Origin of the sequence: Phragmitibacter flavus, from assembly GCF_005780165.1 — a bacterium.
GTDB lineage: Bacteria > Verrucomicrobiota > Verrucomicrobiia > Verrucomicrobiales > Verrucomicrobiaceae > Phragmitibacter > Phragmitibacter flavus.
The window spans coordinates 72,575-91,899 of sequence record NZ_VAUV01000009.1; the positions used below are offsets into that span (position 1 = coordinate 72,575).

The following is a 19,325-nucleotide window of genomic DNA, read 5'->3' on the forward strand; positions in this document are numbered from 1 at the left end:
TGAGGGGTGGGAAATAAAGGCGACGCAGCCGCAACTCACAAGAGCGAAAACAGCAGCTGCTGAAAAGGAGGTTGGCCAACAGAATCGCCAGGCCAGGGCGGGAGGGGAGGACAAGATCAGCAGGTGACCAGCCCTAGCATCAGGGCGTCACGGAGTCGTAGGCTGTTGTCAGTGTGAAACATCACCATTTCATGAAAGCCGCAGCATTCACATCCGTCAATCAATTCCATCCGCACCACCAAAAAAATTCGCTATACAGCCCCGGTGCCACAGCTATTTTCTCCATCATGCTGCAATCAAGATTTCCCCGACTTGCCACCTGGAGCCTGCTAACCCTCGTCACCCTGGGCCTGGCCACATCCTGCTCGAAAAAGCCCCCCACCCTCGAAGAAATTGTCGATGACGCCAAAGCCACCATCAAAGCAGGAGACACCCTTTCTTTCATCCGGCTCACCAACAACGGACTGCTTGAAAACGTCAAGGTCCAAAAAGTTGAAGCCCAACGCATCCTCGTAACCGACAACGAACCTGGCTCCAGCCCCTTCTGGGTCAATCTCGACGCAACCGTCTCCTATCAGCAAGCCAGCCTCGTCCGCAACCTCCAAAACGACGGACGCACCTCCCACTCCTCGGAAACCCAGGAAATCACTGTCATCTCCGTCCAGTCGATCGATGAAATCGCCACCCACCTGGCCAAACTCAGTGTCGGCACCCCATCAGGCAAAAAATGGGAAGATCTCGGCATTCTGGAACGCAACGACTGGATGGCCGCCCTCAACCGCGAAGCCCCGGACTTCATCATTCCTGCTGCGGTGATCGTCAGTGATGTCAACGAGTGGTGGCGACTCAGCATCGAAGGAAACTACCATCTGCCAGCCGACTCGAAACTGTCGTTCAAACTCAAAAACCATCCCGCGCCCGCATCCCTGGAATTCTTAACCAACGTGCATGAAAAAAAATCCCGCAACTTCCCGGCGGAAGCACGCGATAAAATTAAAACGCTCAAAGCTGGCGACACCTACAACTTCCCAATGGTGCTTCGTCCCAGATTCAGTCACAGCAATTCCAATGGCACTGTCAACGTCAGCTTGAACATTCGATAACCATAGAAGTCCCCGCATAACATCGCCCATGAAGCCATCGCTTCATGGGCCGCATCGACGCCATCCATCAGTCATGCCCCGGGCAATGCCAGTGATGACCACGGCGATCACACCACGTATGACAATGATGATGCCGGTGCGAGCCACAGAAGCGTTCGCCACAAATGTGACCCAGCTTTTGAATCAGGCTCGATCCTTTGGAATCCACCGGAACAGAAGAAGCCGCCCACGCAGCCCCTCCCAACGACAACATCAGCGCACTTAACAACAGCAATTTTTTCATCTCTTTTAGGGTGTAGGTTTGTCGGTTGGCGGTTGCCGCCGTCGCTGCTCTTCCACGCCCCAGCAAATGAGTGCACGCACCTGCCAGATGAGATGAAATCACCAAACGACGACAACGCGGGTTTGAGCGGTCGCATGAAAAAAACAGATCCTTCACGCAACCAGCAGTTTCGACGCAGCCCATCACTTCCTATTCAACCGTTTTTCACGTGCCGCGTTTGTTCCCAAACAAATCAATGTGCAACCTCGCGCAATACCGCCATCCCCTTTCCTTGCACCACTCGACCAACTGCGGCGCAATCTTTTCCAAAGCCTCCACCGTGCGCCCCTCCGGCATCAACAAAACATTCGCCGCCGCCGTCTCGATCCCCGCCGATGCCAGCATGCCCTCAATCTCAAGCAAATCCGCCTCCTCCGTCACCACGAACTTCAATTGGTGTTCATACTGCTCCACCCATGCCCGCACCACCTCGGGCTGCCAGCGCAACTCCTCGTGTCGCTTCTGCCATCCCTCCCCCAGCATCTCCGCATCTGGCGTTGAATTCGCCAGCTTCGGACTCAGCGACGCCAAATCACACACCGCCCCCTCTGGCAAAATCGTCCCCGCCGTCTCAATGGTGAGGTGCATCCCCTCCACCTTCAATCGCCCCAACAAATCCCGCACGCCCTTCGCCAGCATCGGCTCCCCACCGGTCACCACCACGTGCTTGGTCGGCGTCTTCAACACCTCCGCCACGATCGCCGCATTCTCCATCTCGACCCCTTCCGGATTCCACGAAGCATACGGTGTATCGCACCAACGACAGCGCAGATTGCAGCCAGAAGTGCGGATAAAAAACGATGGCACCCCCGTCAGTTTTCCTTCACCCTGAACCGAATAAAACATCTCCGCAATGCGCATCGGGGAGCATAGCACAACGCGAGGTCGCCTCCCCGACCAAAATCCCAGCTCCTCCAAAAACTTCTTCAATCAATGGATCATGTTGAACAACCCGGCTTTGCAGACAGTCCTAAAAAATTCGTTCGGCAACCCATCCAACCTCTGATAAGCAATTCAGTGCCCCGATTTAACTTCTTTCCCCTGCTTCCCGTCCTCGCGGTGCTGCTGTTGAGCAATTGCAGCAGTGGTCACACTGGAATCGCTTCAAAATCCAAACCGAAAGGCAACTACCAATACCAGTTCGTCTACGGTCGCTCCGTGATTCTTCGCGGTCGCGTCGCCGTTGCCCCGCAATCCGCCCCCGATGCCGTCAAACGCGCGGTCGCTGCGGGCAACCGCCTGCAAGGCAAACCCTACATTTACGGCGGCGGTCACCGCAATCTCGAAAACGCCCCTGGTTACGACTGTTCCAGCACCACCTCCTACATGCTCAACCACGCCGGACTCATGACCGGCACCACCACCAGCGGCAGCTTCATGACCTACGGCAAACCCGGCCCGGGCAAATGGATCACCATCTACGCCAAACGCGGCCACGTCTTCTCCACCATCGGCGGTCTGCGACTCGACACCGGCTACGGCGGCGGCGATGGACCCCGCTGGCACACCAGCCCCCGACCCGCCAAAGGCTTCGTCATGCGCCATCCCCCCGGACTGTGATGTCACGAGCGAAGTGATGGGAGTTGAAACGACTCCGCTGTCCGTCGCGTATCCTTTCCACCCTTTTTGTCATGACCTCACGCCTCGTTGCCCTCTCCCTCCTTGTTGCCTCTGCGCTCCACGCCGAATCCCCGGCGCTTCCCACCGCCGAAGCCACCTTCCTAAGCAGCACCCGCCAGCTCACTTTTGAAGGCAAACGCTCCGGCGAAGGCTACTTCAGCGCCGATGGCAAACAAATGGTCTTCCAAAGCGAGCGTGAACCCGGCAACCCGTTTTACCAGATCTATCTCATGGATCTCGAGACCGGCGATACTGACCGCATCTCCCCCGGCACCGGCAAAACCACCTGCGCATGGATCCATCCCGACGGCAAACGCGTCATGTTCGCCAGCACCCATCTCGACGCCCAATCCAAAGCCCTTCAGGAAGCCGAGTTCGAAGAACGCAAAAACAACCGCGTGCGCCGCTACTCCTGGGACTACGACGAAAACTACGAAATTTTCGAATACACCCTCGCCGACCAAAAACTCACCAATCTCACCAACACCAAAGGCTACGATGCCGAAGGCGCCTGGTCTCCCGACGGCAAACATCTCGTCTTCGCCAGCAACCGCCACGCCTACTCCTCCTCAGAAACCCTCAGCCCCGCCGACACCGAACGCCTCAAAATCGACAAACAACACTTCATGGAGATCTACCTCTCCGACGCCGACGGCAAAAATCCCAAACGCCTCACCGCCACCCCTGGCTACGACGGCGGCCCCTTCTTCAGCGCCGACGGCAAAAAAATCTGCTGGCGTCGCTTCGACGAAAAAGGCACCACCGCCGAAATCTACACCATGAACCTCGACGGCAGCGATCAGCGCCAGATCACCCGCGTCGGCGCCATGTCCTGGGCCCCCTACTTCCACCCCAGCGGCGACTACCTCATCTTCACCAACAACACCGAAGGTTTCGCCAACTTCGAACTCTTCATCGTCGACGCCCAAGGCAAAAACGATCCCGTGCGCATTACCCACACCGACGGTTTTGACGGACTCCCCGTCTTCTCGCCAGACGGCAAACAACTCAGCTGGACCTCCGGTCGCGGCACCGGCGGAGCCTCTCAAATTTACCTCGCCAACTGGAACGACGAAGCCGCCCGCAAAGCCCTCAACCTCCCCGACCCGAAAGCCCCCGTTGAAAAACCCGCCAACCATCCCGACCTCGCCAGCACTGCCGCCGACATCAACCCCGCCGATCTCCGCACCCACGTCGAATACCTCGCCAGCGAAGAACTCGAAGGCCGCCTCACCGGCACCAAAGGCGAACAACTCGCCACCCAATACATCGCCGACGTTTTTGCCAGCATCGGACTCAAACCCTTCGGCAACGACTCCTACTTCGATCCCTTCGACTTCACCGCCGGCGTCGCCCTCGGCAAAGAAAACCGACTTACCCTCACCAACACCGCCACTCCCAACTCACCGATTGAATTCGCCGCCGACAAAGACTGGCGTCCCCTCAGCTTCTCCCAAACCGGAACCATCGATGCCTCCGACATCGTCTTCGCCGGTTACGGCATCGAAACTCCCGACAACGGCACCGGAGCCGACGGCAAAAAGATGGAGGTCTACAGCAGCTACGCCCACCTCGAAGTCAAAGACAAGTGGGTCCTCGTCTTCCGCTACCTCCCCGAAGGCATCACCCAGGAACGCCGCAACGAACTCATCCCCTACTCCAGCCTCCGCCACAAATCCCTCATCGCCCGCCAAAAAGGTGCCCGCGGCCTCCTCGTCGTCAGCGGCCCCAACAGCAAAGTCGTCGGCCAGCTCACCCCCATGTCGTTCGACGCCTCATTGGCAAACTCCGGCCTCGCCGTCATCAGCCTCACCGACCACACCGCTGATCAACTCCTTGCCAGCGCTGGAAAAACCCTCAAGGAACTTCAGGACAAACTCGATACCGGCGACCTCATGGGCGGCATCAATTGCACCGGCCTCAAACTCGCCGCCCACATCGACATCCAGAAGGAGCAGCGCACCGGCCGCAACGTCCTCGGCGTCCTCACCCGCACCAGCGAACCCGACTTCCACATCCCGCCCCTCATCATTGGTGCTCACGTCGACCACCTCGGCGCCGGCGGCGGCTCCAACTCCCGTGCCAAGGGCGATGAAACCAAAAAAATCCACTTCGGTGCCGACGACAACGCCAGCGGAACTGCCGGTATGCTCGAAATCGCCCAGTGGCTCGCCGACCTCAAAAAACAGGGCAAACTTGACCTCAAACGCGACATCCTTTTCGCCGCGTGGTCCGGCGAAGAACTCGGTCTCCTCGGCTCCAATCACTTCGTCCAGTCCATGGCCAAAATGATCAAAGGCGACAACAACGCCAGCCTCCAAGGCATGTTCGCCGCCGCCCTCAACATGGACATGATCGGCCGATTCGACAAAAGCCTCGTCCTCCAAGGCGTCGGCTCCAGTTCGCAATGGCCCAAACAAATCGAGCAACGCAACGCCGTCACCGGCCTGCCCCTCACCATCCAAACCGACGCCCACCTCGCCACCGATTCCACCACCTTCTACCTGCGCGGCATCCCCACCCTCAACGCCTTCACCGGTGCGCATGAAGATTACCACTCCCCCTCCGACACCGTCGACAAAATCAATTTCGACAAAGCCTCCGACATCACCCGCTTCATGGGCCTTATCGCCAGAGGCATCGCAACCACCCACGATGCCCCGGATTACATCGCCATGACCGCCCCCAAAAATCAGGGCACCCGCGGCGGCCTCCGCGTCTATCTCGGCACCATCCCCGACTACGCCCAAGGCGACATCAAAGGCGTCAAACTCAGCGGCGTCTCCCCCGTCGGCCCCGCCGCCAAAGCTGGCATCCAATCCGGCGACATCATCATCAAGCTCGGCACCAAAGACATCCTCAACATCTATGATTACACCTCCATCATGGGTGAACTAAAGATCGGCGAAGAAACCGCCGTCACCGTCGAACGCGCCGGAAAGCCCATCGACCTCAAAATCACCCCCGGCTCAAGAGATTAATATGGAGCGCCGACGTATCGTCGGCATAAATTTAGCCAGTCGGACCACCGACGTGTCGTCGGTCTTGAGCCCATAGCTTAAAGAGTTTTTTCTTTGCTGTGAAAATATTTTCCCTCATAGTTATGCACACCCATGAAAACTTTAATCGCCACCCTTATGCTCCTGGCTTTGGGCACTGGTCTCTCCAACTCCGAAGAGCACGCAGAGCACATCGACAAACTCACGGAGAAACGCTCCAAGCCAGTTAGACTAAAAGACAGCGGCAGCATCACCACCCAAAGCTCCTTCAAACCTCCAATAGAGATTCTTGTCGAGGCAAAAACTGATTCCACCAACCTGAGGCTGTCTTATGCAGCGGATCAACTGATCTTTAATTGGGAACGTGACCGCCACCAGCTGCGTGTCGACGGTGGCCCCGCCAATGGCAGGCACAAATTTGGCGCTGGTTACATCCCTGAAAACAAATACGTCAAGATACGTTGGGTTGTAACCAAAGATAAACAGAGCATCTACGTCAACGAAGAACTACGCTTCGAGCATTCCGGCGACTACGGAGACATCGACAAGCCCGTTACGGTGTTCACTTCTCGTGATGCCGAGGTCATGGTGAAGTCCATAAAAACCAAATCGCTGGATTAGAAATCCAGCGATTGATTTAATCTGCTTTTGCTTCGGGGAGTCAGTTAGAGACCTACTCAATCCGCGCACGGCTGCCATTCATCACATTCGACAGCTTTCTCAATCCCAGTTCAATCCGGGTTTTCACCGTGCCAAGGGGAATGTCCATGTTGCTGGCGATTTGACGCTGGCTCCAGCCATCAAAATAAGCCTTTTCAACGACCACACGCTGATTGTCAGGCAGCCTCTCCAACAAGGAGACCAAATAACTGCGCATGTCCTCACGGCTCACCGTGTCTTCTTCGGCATGATGCTCATGGGCAGCCTGCAAATGTTTGCATTCCACTTCATAACGATCGGTGGCACCGCGATAGGCAGTCAGGTGACGAATACGGTCAATCGCACGACGGCGTGCCAGGGTGATCAACCAACCAAGGGGCTTGCCTTTGGTCTCGCAGTAGCTGTCAGCGCGTTTCCACACTTCGAGGTAAACCTCTTGCAGCACGTCTTCTGCCTCGGCAGGATTGTGGATCACACGAAGGATCACTGAACGCAGCAGACCATGGTAACGATGATAAAGGTCCTGCAAGGCTTCTGGCTTCTTCTGGCTGAGATACTTCATCAGCATTTCGTCGCTGGTCTGGATGACACCGGTGGTGATGTTGCCGTGTGCCGAATCAAATTCCATGTTTGGGTATTTCATGTGTAGCTAGAGTGATGGGTTAGGTCTCGAAAGTTCATCACCCTCTATTGCAAGGCACATGCCATCGCGTTGGCACCTGCATAAAGCGTTCACCATCAACGCGCTTTTTTCACCCTCAGGGATTTCCCCGATACATCCAATTGTGCGATCTGCACGATTCAAATGCGCGCTTCGTGCAAATTCGCCACCGGGTTCAAGGCTCTGTCACTTCAATCGCCTCGCACACTTCCCGCCAGCCCGGAAACTTCCACTGATTCGGAAATCCCGAGCACTGCGCCGGCTTCACCGGCTGAATCCGACACGAATTGACGCCCTCCAAAAAATGGCACGAGCCATCCGCGTTGTCGATCAACGACAGGTGCTGCCGGTTCGCACTCAACCGAGTGTATTGCTGCACAAAATCATCCGTCGCCATCCCCACATGAGCTGCAATGGCTTCCACTTCCTGCTCCGTCACGATCACGTCTCCAGGCCAGCGGCAGCAGTTGCCGCAGCGTTGGCAAAGATAACGAAGATCAGGGTTGTCAATCGACATTTGCTGGGGTGACGGTTTTAGGTTTTCGAGTGCGAATATGACGTTATCATGCGCCCGCGTTCATGATTAAGCGATTCCCGACCCGACTGCAAACGGCGGCCCACTCCTCCGCTGAAGAAGTGTCGTCGCTGCACGTCGCTTCCCAGTTTGAAGAAGGCGATGAAGGCCTCGCCTGGGTCCACTGGATGTTTCAAAGCGCCCGCCTCCGTCATGGGGCCCTCACCTTCACTTCCCAAGGTTCAGGCCGACCCGCCGTTCTGGTCGATTGGGAAAAATACGTTCGAACCCTCTGGCTGCCCCTTCTCGCTCCCGCCATGTTGCGTGGCTGGCAGGCCGCCTTGGATAATGACGATGCAGGCCTTCACACCCTCGCCGTCGAGCTCAATCAGACTCTCGATCCAGAAACCGCCAGACACAGCATCGGCGCAGGCAGCTGGCTGCTCACCAGCACCCAGGGAGCCAAATACCAAGGACCTCTGGGCCGACTCCGCAACAAGGTCGACCTCGGCGAAACCGAACCCCATCTCCCCGTCGTCTGGGCCGCCATCGCCGCCCTCTTTCAACTCCCCGCGCCCGACCTGCTGATGGCCGTTCTGCGTGAGGAATGGCGTGCCGGATGTCCCGAAGGCCTCCCTCATGCCGAACCCCAGGGACCGCTCTCCTTTGGCGCATTAACCGCCACTGCCCTGCATGCCTCCTTCCAAGCACGCACCGTCGCCTGAGGTAAGAAAAAGATGCGAATAAAGAGGATTTGTGTCGATAAAAGATTCAAAATCTTCAACGCTTCAGCGTTTCCATCTTCCTACAGTCATTGCATCCCTATTCTATGAAATTCGCCCTTCTCTTGTCCTTGCTGGCCCTGCCGGTTCTCAGCTTCGCCGAAGCCCCTAAATCCACCGGCGTTCCCGCCACCACGCCCATGCAACGTCCCGAACCCGGCTGGAATGCCCGTCACGCCACGTTCAACGAAATCTCCAAACAAGGAACCGCCCAGCTCGTCTTCCTCGGCGACTCCATCACCCAAGGCTGGGAAGGTGCCGGCAAAGAAGCCTGGACCAAACATTTCGCCCCGCTTAACGCCGCCGGATTCGGCATCGGCGGTGACCGCACCGAACACGTCCTTTGGCGTCTTGAAAACGGCAACTTCACCGGACTCAAACCCAAAGCCATCGTGCTTTTGATCGGCACCAACAACACCGGTCACCAGGGCCGCGAAGGCTACCTCAGCCCCGCCGATGAAACCGCTCAAGGCGTCAAGGCCATCATCGCCAAACTTCAGCAACTGACCCCGGACTCAAAAATTCTCCTTCTCGGCATCTTCCCACGGGGTGCCGATCCCACCGACAAAATGCGTCAGCAAAACGAAGCCACCAACGCCATCATCAAGAACTATGCCGATGACCAAAAAGTGTTCTTCATGGACATCGGTGAAAAATTCCTCGTCGAAGGCGGCGTCCTTCCTCCCGACATCATGCCCGACAAGCTCCACCTGACCCCCAAAGGCTACGAAATCTGGGCAAGCGCCATCGAAGGCAAAGTCAAAGAGCTCATGCAATAACGTATCGTAGATTGATGCTGCTCGACACCCTCTCCCTCTGGCTCGATGCAACCCCGCATGACGCGGCGTTGAACATGGCGATCGATGAAGCCATGCTGCTGTCCGCCACCGGGCCATGGATGCGGGTTTATCGTTGGGAAAAGCCCAGCCTCAGCATCGGCTTTTCTCAAAACCTCTCGCTCGTTCCCGCCGGTCAAAAGCATTGGCCATTGGTCCGGCGCTGGACCGGCGGAGGCGTCGTCGTTCATGATGGCGACTGGACCTACACACTCGGCTCCCCTCCCGGCACCCCCCTGTTCGATGAACGCGCCACCGAAACCTACCGTTGGATCCATCAAGCCATGATCAATGCCATGGACCACGCCGGTCTTCCTGGTGGTCAACTCCAGCCTGAAAACACCTCCGATGGCATGGGCGTCTGCTTCGTCGAACCCGCCAAGTTCGACGTCGTCTGGCAAAACCAAAAAATTGCCGGAGCCGCCCAACGCCGCACCCGCCAGGGGTTTCTCCATCAAGGCTCCGTCCAACAGGCACCGCTCCCTTCCAATTTCGGCACGCTGTTCGCCTCACAGCTCGCGAAAAAAGTCGTCCAACTCGACGACCTCGCCACCATAACCGATCTCCTTCCCGCCGCCCAGCTTCTGATCGACACCAAATACGGCACCGAATCTTGGACCACCAGCCGCACCGTCCAGCCGCAGCCCGCCGTCTCATGAAAAGTCCGCAGCAAGTGCTTGTGTTCGTCTACGGCACCCTCAAACGCGGACTCGAAAACGGCCACTACCTCACCGGCCAAAAATTTCTGGGCGAAGCCCGCACCCAGCCCCTCTACCGCATGGCCAGCTTCGGTGGTTATCCCGGCATGTATCCCGTCTCCGAATCCGAATCCGAAAACGGACTCGCCATCCACGGCGAAGTGTGGTCCATCGACGAAACCACGCGAGCCCGACTCGATCTCCTCGAAGACCTCGCCGTCGGCCTCTACACCTTCGATCCGGTCAAACTCGCACCCCCCTTCGACACAGTCGAAGTCCACGCCTACTTCTACGCCTGGCCCATCCAGAACCGCCCCGATGCTGGGGACCACTGGCCCCCAGCGTAATCCGGTATCAAGCCTTCTTCGAGCTGGCTCTCTCCATCAATTTCAACACCAGCGCAATCGCCAGGAACACGAGCTGTGAAGCCCAGAACATGCTCAGCCAAAACCAGATGCCGTCCGTGAAGCCATAGGCGTGCAGTCCGACGCCCAACTGGTTGGTGCCAAACCATGAGAAGATCACAATCATGCCCAACAAAATACTGCAAGCATGGAAACCGATCTCACGAATGTATCCCCCCATGCGCGCATGCAGGATGATCAAGTTCATCAATACGATCAACAGCGCACCGTTCTCTTTCGGATCCCAACCCCAGAACCGGCCCCACGAATAGTTTGCCCAGATCCCACCGAGAATCGTCCCCACCAATGACAGAAACAATCCTGCCATCACAAATCCATACGCGATGCGCGTCAAGTCCTTGCCCGTCTCCGACGACCGTTTCACATACCCCACCAACCGGCCCACAAAATAGATCATCGACAAAATCGCCGAAACCATGCCCGCCGAATATCCCAGGTTGATGATCGGCACATGCGTCGCCAGCCAAAAGTTCGTCAACAACACCGCCTGCAACTGCTGCAACGTGTCCGTTCCTTCCATGTTCATATACCGGATCGAAAGGAACATGCCCACCGTGCCGCACAACGCCGCCGTCAACAAGGCGATCCCCTTGCGACGACTCATGGCCTCAGCAATCAACGCCGCAATCACCCCCGTCGCCGTGATGAACAAAATCGTCTCATACAAGGTCGCCACCGGAGGGCGTTGCATGATCAAACAACGGATCACAATTCCCGTCGTCACCAGCGCTGATCCAATCAGCATCCAAAGCCAGCACAGCCGCACGCACCAGCGCCCCCAACCACCCGTCGGTGCCGCCCAGCTGAGGGCCAGACTCAACAAACCCAGGATGAAAAACACCAGCGAATTGGTCATGTAGTCGCGCTGGTGATAACTCACCTCCGTGTTCACCCAGGTGCCTTCGCCACGCGCCGCCGCTGCTTGCGTCACCCCCTGATGCAGCTCCTTCAGCTTCGCCTTAAACGCCGCCGCATCGTCCACAAGATAATACAAATCTTCCCAAAGCTTGAATTCGGTCACCTGCGGCGCTCCCACCACGCTGCCATCCTGAAACGAAGCCTTGATCACCCCACCCGGACTTTGCCATACTTCCACCTCTCCTGAAGACGGTGGAAAAATCCGCAAGGTCTGTTCCGGATTGCGGCTCATCTCCGCCGTCATCAACGTTTTGGAGAACTGCTGCAACCACGGCTGCGGGGCCGCCGTCTCGTCCACCAACTCAGGACGCGCCCGGATATACTCCTGCATCTTCGGCGTGAACTCCAAAATACGCGGCATCTTGCTCCCGGTCGGCACCAGCTCCACCGGAACCGTCTTGGCCACCTCCGCATCACCAAACGGCGCCCGCGCAAAATCGAAATGGCCGACCATCATCGTGTAATCAAAAAAATCGACGCCCAGCTTCGCCACATAGCGTTGCGAAGGGGTGCGCTGTTTGGCTTCAATCGTCCCAACTTCCTGCATCTTCTGCATCAACGCATTGATGGCAGGAAAAACCTCATTGTAGGAATACCGGTCCCGCGGTCCTTTTGCCGGCACGCCGATCTCCACCACCGCTTCTGAGTTATCCACCACAAACAACGGCAGTTCCTTCGCCACCTCAGGCCGGAACCACGTCAACAACATCCACTCCATTGCCGTCAGCTTCTTGCGATCCCCGAAAATGGGATTGCCTTCCACCTTCATGCTCTGTTTGCCATGATAGGACAACAAACGAAACCTCGCCACCGTATCCAGCGGCTTGATCCGGCCCTGATCCAGCACCGGTAAAGTCGAAAACAACTCAACCACCTCCTCGTCAAAGATAACTTCCGGTAGCTTGACTTGGTCCGCAGGCTTGGATTCGGATTCAGCCGCAGAAATCCCCGTGCCACCAAGCACCAGAGCCACGGCGAAAAAGACAAAAATCGATTTCATTAAATGAAGGAGAAAATAATAAGCGTTAAAAATCTATGATCCTGCAGCCCCCTGCTTGAGCTTCTTCGAACGCGAAAGGAATCGCGAGAGCTGCCCTGCCATGTGGATCAACAACCCGATCGACACCGCAATCGTCGCATACAAAGGCCAGTTGTCGGAGGGGTTCTCCACCACCGCAAAAATCGAACGCGTGCTGCGCTCCTGACTGAACGAAGCCTGAAACAACACCATGCCATTGTCACGCAACGGCGCGTTCATGGTGATCACTTTCTTCTCTTCGCGTCCATCCACCAGCTTCGTCACCTCACTGGTAAACAACCGCGCCCGCTCCGTCCCCGGATGCACCTCGCGAATGAACTTGTCCAACCGCACCGCAAAAGGCAGCTTCCAAATGCGCCGCGCCAAGGTGATCGTATAGGCCTCATCGCCCACCTGCACCGTCCACGGAGCCAGCGAGGCCCGCCAGATAATCCCCGTCTGCTTGGTCTTGTCCTTTTTGTTGATGATGTCAATGTAGGCCGCATCGAGGTTCGACTCCGCCTCTGGAATCCGCGCGAGAGGTTGAATGAAATAACCATCCGCCTGCAACCGACGCGCCTCCTGCCCCACCGCGCGCGGCTCCGCATTCACCTCATAGTTGGAAATCACCAATTCGAACGGCAACGACTCATGGTTGAACGTGCGAGCCTTGCCCTTGGTGAGATCCTGAAAATGCGACCCCGGAATCACCAACGCGGTGCGTTTGCCCTCCTCGGCTGCAGGCTGGATCTTTTCGATCTCAATCACGCTGTCGTGATAACTCTGAAACTCATCCGAAGTCTGCCCTTCAAACAGCGCCAGGTTGCCGTCCTTCTTGCCAAAATACTCCACAAACCCCGCCAGCAGCAAAAACAGAATCGACACGTGCGCGATGATCACCCCCACCGTGCGTGGGTTTTTGCGGATGCGGATCACCGCACCAAACGTCATGTTGATGAACAACAAAACCATCACCAAAAATCCGCCCGGCATCAGGATGGGCACATGCCAGTCCACAATGTCGATGCTGGTGATGATCCATGATTCGAAATACTTCTTCTGACTGGCAAACAAGCCATGTTCCACCTGCTCGAGCGTCCCCAGGAGCGTGATGATCAGCAGCAGCGACAAAAGCAGGGTCGCGAAACCAAACGATGAAAACAGATCATAAATCCTGCGAGGAATCGATCGGGGTGAAGAAGCGGGTTTGGCGTCAGACACGATGGTAAAAAATCAGAGTGAAAAAAAGGAATATGAATAAAACTCAGCGCTTGAGTCCGATGGATTGGGCGAATTCCATGAACGCCTCCTGGTTGGCTTCCACCAGCGCCTTTGGCCCGGTCATTTTCACAAACAGCGTGAACTTCGGCGTCTGCTGGATCAGCCCGATCATCCGGTAACCCTCCAACGGCGCGGCGGCTCCTACATTGGTAAAGGTTCCTTCAAAATCCACATAAGTCGCCTCCTGACCAAACATCTCCCGCTTGGGCAGCGCCGCCAGTTCCTCCGCCGTGTAAGCAGGCAGGCCCATCTGACCACGCCAGCGATTCAAGTTCGCCTCAAATCCGCCCGCCGCACCCGGCATCATCGAAAGGAAACACTCCCCTTCGCCATTTGGACCAAAACGCATGTCCACCAGCCGCATGCCCGCCATCGGACCACTCGCCGCAGGAGCCACGCTCCATCCTTCCGGGGTCGCAAAAGAGAACAGATCCTCCGGAGGCATCCCTGTGCCGGGAGCCGTTTCAGTTTCCGCAGTGTCACCGAAACGCTGGGCGCTTGTCACAAACGGCGTGGGTGCCGGGGCATAAGTGGAAATTTCCCGAACTTCGGTGATCTCCATCCGTTCAGTCACCCTTTCGCAAGATGAAAGAGCAAGGAACAGCATTGCGGACAAAGCACAACAAATGGAGGCAGGGGATGGAACAGAAGCAATCACGGTAATGAAAAAAGAGGGCAGCACCTGTCGACGATGCGGGGGAGTGACGCAATCTCCTAACGTCCAGGAGTCACCTTTTCGTAGGAAATCTGGCAATCAACCATGTGAATTACGCCTGTGCCGCAGCGGCTGGCGCAGCCGGAGTTGGCGCAGGAGCAGGTTTTTCAGCTTCAGATGGCTGTGGCTTTGCAGCCGGTGGAGTTGAAGGAGCTGGAGCTGGAGCTGGCTTGTCGGCTGGTTTAGGAGTGGCGGTTGGAGCAGGTGCTGGCGTCGGAGTCGGCTTGGGAGCCGCATCAGCCGGTTTGGGCTTTGGTGCCTCAGCAGGTTTGGGGGCAGCTGGAGTTGCCGTAGCCGCTGGTTTTGGAGCGGCAGTGGCCGGTTTCGCAGCAGCAGCAGGAGCTGGGGTCGGTGCTGGCGCTGCCGCAGGAGGTGCCGGAGGTTTGGCAGCTTCAATCAGTTTGGCCACATCGGCCTCGGTCAATCCAACATTCACCACCAGCCCCGGAATGACTTCCTCAAGCTTCTTCGCACCCGCAGGCGTCACACCGGTTTGCCATACAAACAGCTTCTTCAATCCCTTGTTGTTTGCCAGCTTCGCCAGACCCGCATCAGTCACCTTGGTGCCATACAAGTTGAGATATTCCAGTTTGGTCAGGCGACCCAGATGCGAAAGGCCTTCATCGGTAATGCCCGTGTTCTCCAGATGCAGCCGCTCAAGATTGTCCATGCCCGCCACATAAGCCAGACCGGCATCGGTGATCTTGGTCCTGGCGAAATCCGCCCAGACCACGGTCAATCCGATCGGTGCCAGCTCGGCCATTTCCTTGTCCCCAAACTTGTCCGCCGCATTCACCGCTGCAAAACGCATCTGCCCCGGAGTCTCCAATGAAACCGGCATGAACGTGGCGCTCAATGCCGTCATTTTTGCCGACACGACGGCGATCTTCTTCTTCTCGTCCTCGGTCAACTCCTTCGGTTTTGGCTTCTCCACCACTGCCTTGGGGGCAGCCGGTTTCGCCTTGGCGTAAGCCTTCAAATATTCTTCAATTTCAGGAGTCTTTTTGATCGCCGCCAGGGTGACCGTTTCACTGGCTCCTTGCTCGACCCACCACTTCAGCAAGGCCATCTCCTCTTTGGTCAATTGCGGTTCATCAATCGGCGGCATGCGCTCATCGTCATCTTCAGGAAGCTCTGCGCGGACTACCATCAGACTGTCCTTCAAGTTGCCTGCGATCACCGTCGTCTCCCCATCGCTGCCGCCCTTCATCAAATCCGCAAAGGTATGCATGCGCAGCTTGCCGCGTCCTTTCTCCTCCCCATGGCAACTGATGCACTTCGCCTGAAGAATCGGCAGAATCACCTGATTAAACACCGGCGCGTCGGCCATTGCTCCCGCTCCCGGTCCGGTTCCACCCGCAGGAATCGGTGCAGCAGCCACCTTCGGTGCAGGTGCAGGCGCTGGAGCCGGGGTCGGCGACCAGTTGGCAGTAATCACCAGCTTGGCATTGGTCTTTTTCAGCGACTCCGCCGCCGCCTGAGTCACCTTGGTATCTTTCAGATTCAGCTCACGCAGATTTTTCATCTTCGCCAGAACCGCCACGCTCGCATCGGTGATCTTTGTCTTCGACAAGTCCACCATCGTCAGATGCTCGGCAATCGGTGACAGTTGCGCCATCTTCGCATCATCAAATTGATCCGCAATATTCAACGCACTGAAACGCAACTGGGCCGGACTCACCTGCTCAGGCGTCAGAATCGCACCGCTGCCATTGACGTTTTTCATCGCCTCGGCAATCGCCAAGGTCGCCTCCGCAGGTCCCTGCGCTGCGGCCAGCAAAACGGGTGGCGTGCTGCCTGATGAACCACCCTGCGCCTTCACCCCCATCTTCTCCACCAACGAATTCAACTCGGCGGGAATCTGCGCCTCAATCACCAGCAAATCCTTGCTCGCGCCCTGCTTCACCCACCATTCAATCAACGCCACCTCTTCATCGGTCGTCTGTGGTTCATCGCTCGGCGGCATGCGATCATCATCATCCAAGGGCAGCTTCATCCGCTCCACCATCAAACTCGCCACCGGATCTCCCGGCACCACATTGTCACCACTGCCACCGCCCAGCATGATCATCTCATGCGTGTCCAACCTCAGCTCGCCCTTGCTCTTGTCATCGTCATGGCACGAGTTGCATTTCTCAGCCATGATGGGCGCAATCAACGTTGCATAAACCGTTCCACCCGTTTTCGCATCCGCCACCACCGCTGCCGTCGTCCCCGCAGGCGGCGTGGGGCTCGCGCCCACCGCTGTCGATGGCGGCTCAATCACTGGCGGCAATCCCGTCGGTGTCGGTGTCGTCGCTGCCACTCCCGGCGCAACCGTCTTCGGCTCCTCAGGTGCCTTGAAACGGGACAGCACCAAACTCTCCGCATACAGCATCCCGTTGCGAATCTCCGGCGTCGCATGCTTGACCAAATAATTGGAACCATGGGTCAAGTTTCCCCCGAAGTGGCCCCCGACACTCATGATCGCCACGGTCACCAACAGCAACAAGCGGTAAACGCTGGTCAACCGGCCCGTCCCATCGGAAATCACCTTGAAGAAAAACGTCAGCAACGCCCCCACCCCGGTCGCCACGCCGAGCAACTCATGCGCCTGGAAAGTCGGACTGCCAAATCCACCTTCACGCGAACGCACCACACCAAACACCACCGCCAAGATCGCTCCGAACACCCCAAATCCCAACGCAAACGTCTGCCCCGCCCGCAACGCCTCCCCGCCTGCTTTGCCCCGCACAAACACAAACACTTCCATGATCGCCACCATCAGCAAAACGCCCACCGGCAAATGCACCGCGATCGGATGGAATCTGCCAAAAAACAACGCCCATGCCGGAGTTGCCTGCTCATTGGCCGCCCCCTGGAACGGCGGAAAGAACAACATCGCGACGATAAAAAGCGTCGTCAGCAAAATGAACGAGGTCCAGGCGAACGGCGAATGATGACGTTCAACCGCCTCCGAATATTCGGAACGAGCTGGAGCAGGGGAAGGAACACTGGTGGCGCTGGCAGACATGGGTGAGGAAAAATCGACGGGTTGCGTGGAGCTGCCATAAGAACGTCCCGAAACCACGGGTTTATTCATCCGGCATGCAAATAACAAGGCTTTGAAGAGCTCAAATTGGACAATTTTCTGAGCCGCTCATTCCAACATACATCAATCGCACAAGACACAAGAATTTAGACTTACACGATCACGTAGTTGACAATCCGCCAAAAAATCTGCGAATCGCTCCCGCTCAACCTCAAGACACAAAAAAGCCGGACAAACGCGTCCGGCCTTCTTGAAAAATTAAGAAACTGCAAGGCAGCAATTGAATCTGAATCAGTCGCGCTCTTTGACCGTGGTGGCCTCTTTGCCGATCCGACCGCGCAAGTAATGCAAACGCGCACGACGCACCTTGCCCTCACGGGTCACTTCGATCTTGGAAATACGCGGGGTATTCAAAGGGAACACACGCTCAACACCTTCGCCGTAAGAGATCTTACGGACGGTGAAAGCCTTGTTCAAACCACTGCCCTTGCGTGCAATCACGATACCAGCAAAAATCTGGATACGTTCTTTGGCACCTTCGATAACCCGGGTGTGAACTTTGATGCTGTCTCCCACCCGAAAATCAGGGAGGTTGGTTTTGATTTGTTCTTGCTCGATCTTGGCGATGATGCTCATGGCGTGGCGCGATTGACTGCATTGATGCCGCTTCACAGCGGCGGAAAAGGGCTCGCAACTTGCCCTCAATCCTGAAGCGTGCAAGTCTTTTTTAGACAGGATTCACCGGAATGGAATCAATTCACCCGTTTTTCCTCACCAAATTTCGCCTTCCGACTTCTCAAATCTCCAACGTCGGAGATTCCCCGTCCCACCTGGCTTCGCGGCCCCCGATGCCTTCAATTTTTCAATCTCCGCGCGGATCACCTCCTTGCGATTGTCCGGATTGGGATGCGTGCTCATGAACTCAGGCTGCCCGCCGCCTCCACCGGAGGCCTTCTTCAACACCTCCATCACCTGAATCATCGACTCTGGATCATATCCCGCCTGCAACAAAAACAGCACCGCCAGCCGGTCGGCCTCCAGTTCGTCATTCCGACCATATTTCATCGTCGCCATCTGCGCCGCCATCTGGGCAATCCGCGCCGTCCCCATCCCACCATCTTCGCCGGCCGCCCCCACCATCACCGCCGTCGCCAGTCGACCAAATAGATTCGACTTCGCAATCTGCTCCGAAGAATGCCGACCCACCACGTGCCCAATTTCATGACCCAACACTCCCGCCAGTTCATCTTCCGACTTCAACACACGGAATAGTGCCTCCGTGATAAAAATCTGCCCGCCCGGCAACGCAAACGCATTCACCGTCTTATTGTCCGCCAGGAGATGAAAGTTGAAATTGTTCCCATAAGGCGTCTCATCCGCGTCCGTCAACTGCACCAGTTTCGCCCCAATCCTCGCCACCAGATCACGCGCCGCCTTGTCCTGAGACAACCCACCAAACTGCTCCGCCATCTGCGGAGCCGACGCCAGCCCCATTTGAATTTCCTCATTGGCGTCCAGATTCAGCTTCTGCTCGCGCCCCGTAAATTGGTTCACTTCCGAAGGCAGACTGAAATACTGAAACAACGCAAAAGCCACAATCGCCCCTGCAATCAGCAAGCGCATGCCACACCCCGACATCGACCTCCCGCCTCCGCCCCGGCGTCCCATGGCACTTTTATCAACGCCAAAGATCGGCGAAACCAGCACATCGAACGAGGATTTCCAATTCATAAAGAGAGATA

General features: G+C 56.9%; 18 protein-coding genes. 8 read left to right on the top strand and 10 right to left on the bottom strand.

The genetic code is table 11. The features are described from left to right. The first annotated feature begins 287 nt into the window (after positions 1-287). Positions 288-1,103, top strand: coding sequence for a hypothetical protein (locus FEM03_RS13140; RefSeq protein ID WP_138086735.1), 816 nt, complete (start codon positions 288-290; stop codon positions 1,101-1,103). A 67-nt stretch (positions 1,104-1,170) separates the two neighbouring features. Here the strand turns inward: FEM03_RS13140 and FEM03_RS13145 are convergent, their stop codons facing one another. Together FEM03_RS13145 and FEM03_RS13150 are read right to left on the bottom strand one after the other, a co-directional pair. Beyond that, positions 1,171-1,386, bottom strand: coding sequence for a hypothetical protein (locus FEM03_RS13145; protein WP_138086736.1), 216 nt, complete (start codon positions 1,384-1,386; stop codon positions 1,171-1,173). Between the two features lie 204 nt (positions 1,387-1,590). Next, the gene (locus tag FEM03_RS13150; protein WP_138086737.1) at positions 1,591-2,286 is read right to left on the bottom strand and encodes a 7-carboxy-7-deazaguanine synthase QueE; all 696 of its coding nucleotides are present in this window, start codon (positions 2,284-2,286) and stop codon (positions 1,591-1,593) included. A gap of 156 nt (positions 2,287-2,442) precedes the next feature. On the opposite strand from FEM03_RS13150, the gene FEM03_RS13155 reads away from it, so the two are divergent. The 3 genes from FEM03_RS13155 to FEM03_RS13165 all read left to right on the top strand — a co-directional run bounded on the left by FEM03_RS13155 (position 2,443) and on the right by FEM03_RS13165 (position 6,665). Further along, positions 2,443-2,985, top strand: coding sequence for an NlpC/P60 family protein (locus tag FEM03_RS13155; RefSeq protein WP_240772776.1), 543 nt, complete (start codon positions 2,443-2,445; stop codon positions 2,983-2,985). 71 nt (positions 2,986-3,056) lie between these two features. Continuing rightward, entirely contained in the window at positions 3,057-6,026 is a 2,970-nt protein-coding gene (locus FEM03_RS13160; RefSeq protein ID WP_138086738.1) for a M28 family peptidase, read from the top strand. A gap of 132 nt (positions 6,027-6,158) precedes the next feature. After that, entirely contained in the window at positions 6,159-6,665 is a 507-nt protein-coding gene (locus FEM03_RS13165) for a hypothetical protein (RefSeq protein ID WP_138086739.1), read from the top strand. A gap of 52 nt (positions 6,666-6,717) precedes the next feature. Here the strand turns inward: FEM03_RS13165 and FEM03_RS13170 are convergent, their stop codons facing one another. Further along, a complete protein-coding gene (locus tag FEM03_RS13170) occupies positions 6,718-7,347 on the bottom strand; it encodes an RNA polymerase sigma factor (RefSeq protein WP_138086740.1) in 630 nt (209 codons plus the stop codon). 193 nt (positions 7,348-7,540) lie between these two features. Continuing rightward, a complete protein-coding gene (locus FEM03_RS13175; protein WP_138086741.1) occupies positions 7,541-7,882 on the bottom strand; it encodes a YkgJ family cysteine cluster protein in 342 nt (113 codons plus the stop codon). 62 nt (positions 7,883-7,944) lie between these two features. Between FEM03_RS13175 and FEM03_RS13180 the strand changes: the two genes are divergently transcribed. The 4 genes from FEM03_RS13180 to FEM03_RS13195 all read left to right on the top strand — a co-directional run bounded on the left by FEM03_RS13180 (position 7,945) and on the right by FEM03_RS13195 (position 10,542). After that, the gene (locus FEM03_RS13180; RefSeq protein ID WP_138086742.1) at positions 7,945-8,604 is read left to right on the top strand and encodes an urease accessory UreF family protein; all 660 of its coding nucleotides are present in this window, start codon (positions 7,945-7,947) and stop codon (positions 8,602-8,604) included. Positions 8,605-8,708: 104 nt separating this feature from the next. Then, complete coding sequence (locus tag FEM03_RS13185; protein WP_138086743.1) at positions 8,709-9,440, top strand: platelet-activating factor acetylhydrolase IB subunit; 732 nt, start codon at positions 8,709-8,711, stop codon at positions 9,438-9,440. Positions 9,441-9,454: 14 nt separating this feature from the next. Continuing rightward, positions 9,455-10,156, top strand: coding sequence for a lipoyl protein ligase domain-containing protein (locus FEM03_RS13190; protein ID WP_138086744.1), 702 nt, complete (start codon positions 9,455-9,457; stop codon positions 10,154-10,156). After that, positions 10,153-10,542, top strand: coding sequence for a gamma-glutamylcyclotransferase family protein (locus FEM03_RS13195; RefSeq protein ID WP_138086745.1), 390 nt, complete (start codon positions 10,153-10,155; stop codon positions 10,540-10,542). The genes FEM03_RS13190 and FEM03_RS13195 overlap by 4 nt, the downstream gene beginning before the upstream one ends. Before the next feature lie 7 nt (positions 10,543-10,549). Here FEM03_RS13195 and FEM03_RS13200 read toward each other — a convergent pair whose 3' ends face one another. The 6 genes from FEM03_RS13200 to FEM03_RS13225 form a co-directional block, all read right to left on the bottom strand. After that, positions 10,550-12,538 (bottom strand): cytochrome c biogenesis protein, encoded by a 1,989-nt coding sequence (locus FEM03_RS13200; protein ID WP_138086746.1) that lies wholly within the window; start codon positions 12,536-12,538, stop codon positions 10,550-10,552. A gap of 33 nt (positions 12,539-12,571) precedes the next feature. Continuing rightward, positions 12,572-13,777 carry a cytochrome c biogenesis ResB family protein gene (locus FEM03_RS13205; protein ID WP_138086747.1) on the bottom strand — a complete coding sequence of 402 codons (1,206 nt, stop codon included), beginning with the start codon at positions 13,775-13,777 and terminating at the stop codon, positions 12,572-12,574. Between the two features lie 43 nt (positions 13,778-13,820). Continuing rightward, a complete protein-coding gene (locus FEM03_RS13210) occupies positions 13,821-14,399 on the bottom strand; it encodes a hypothetical protein (RefSeq protein ID WP_206170992.1) in 579 nt (192 codons plus the stop codon). A 205-nt stretch (positions 14,400-14,604) separates the two neighbouring features. Then, positions 14,605-17,565 (bottom strand): c-type cytochrome domain-containing protein, encoded by a 2,961-nt coding sequence (locus FEM03_RS13215; RefSeq protein WP_138086749.1) that lies wholly within the window; start codon positions 17,563-17,565, stop codon positions 14,605-14,607. A gap of 309 nt (positions 17,566-17,874) precedes the next feature. Beyond that, positions 17,875-18,219, bottom strand: a complete 345-nt coding sequence (gene rplS, locus FEM03_RS13220; RefSeq protein WP_138086750.1) for a 50S ribosomal protein L19 — start codon at positions 18,217-18,219, stop codon at positions 17,875-17,877. 135 nt (positions 18,220-18,354) lie between these two features. After that, on the bottom strand, positions 18,355-19,314 hold the full coding sequence (locus FEM03_RS13225; RefSeq protein ID WP_138086751.1) for a M48 family metalloprotease: 960 nt from the start codon (positions 19,312-19,314) through the stop codon (positions 18,355-18,357). Positions 19,315-19,325 lie beyond the last annotated feature (11 nt).

Coding starts and splice junctions, on each gene's coding strand:
- FEM03_RS13140 (WP_138086735.1), top strand. CDS start 288: ATGCTGCAATCAAGATTTCCCCGACTTGCCACCTGGAGCCTGCTAACC.
- FEM03_RS13145 (WP_138086736.1), bottom strand. CDS start 1,386: ATGAAAAAATTGCTGTTGTTAAGTGCGCTGATGTTGTCGTTGGGAGGG.
- FEM03_RS13150 (WP_138086737.1), bottom strand. CDS start 2,286: ATGCGCATTGCGGAGATGTTTTATTCGGTTCAGGGTGAAGGAAAACTG.
- FEM03_RS13160 (WP_138086738.1), top strand. CDS start 3,057: ATGACCTCACGCCTCGTTGCCCTCTCCCTCCTTGTTGCCTCTGCGCTC.
- FEM03_RS13165 (WP_138086739.1), top strand. CDS start 6,159: ATGAAAACTTTAATCGCCACCCTTATGCTCCTGGCTTTGGGCACTGGT.
- FEM03_RS13170 (WP_138086740.1), bottom strand. CDS start 7,347: ATGAAATACCCAAACATGGAATTTGATTCGGCACACGGCAACATCACC.
- FEM03_RS13175 (WP_138086741.1), bottom strand. CDS start 7,882: ATGTCGATTGACAACCCTGATCTTCGTTATCTTTGCCAACGCTGCGGC.
- FEM03_RS13180 (WP_138086742.1), top strand. CDS start 7,945: ATGATTAAGCGATTCCCGACCCGACTGCAAACGGCGGCCCACTCCTCC.
- FEM03_RS13185 (WP_138086743.1), top strand. CDS start 8,709: ATGAAATTCGCCCTTCTCTTGTCCTTGCTGGCCCTGCCGGTTCTCAGC.
- FEM03_RS13190 (WP_138086744.1), top strand. CDS start 9,455: ATGCTGCTCGACACCCTCTCCCTCTGGCTCGATGCAACCCCGCATGAC.
- FEM03_RS13195 (WP_138086745.1), top strand. CDS start 10,153: ATGAAAAGTCCGCAGCAAGTGCTTGTGTTCGTCTACGGCACCCTCAAA.
- FEM03_RS13200 (WP_138086746.1), bottom strand. CDS start 12,538: ATGAAATCGATTTTTGTCTTTTTCGCCGTGGCTCTGGTGCTTGGTGGC.
- FEM03_RS13210 (WP_206170992.1), bottom strand. CDS start 14,399: ATGGAGATCACCGAAGTTCGGGAAATTTCCACTTATGCCCCGGCACCC.
- FEM03_RS13215 (WP_138086749.1), bottom strand. CDS start 17,565: ATGTCTGCCAGCGCCACCAGTGTTCCTTCCCCTGCTCCAGCTCGTTCC.
- rplS (WP_138086750.1), bottom strand. CDS start 18,219: ATGAGCATCATCGCCAAGATCGAGCAAGAACAAATCAAAACCAACCTC.
- FEM03_RS13225 (WP_138086751.1), bottom strand. CDS start 19,314: ATGAATTGGAAATCCTCGTTCGATGTGCTGGTTTCGCCGATCTTTGGC.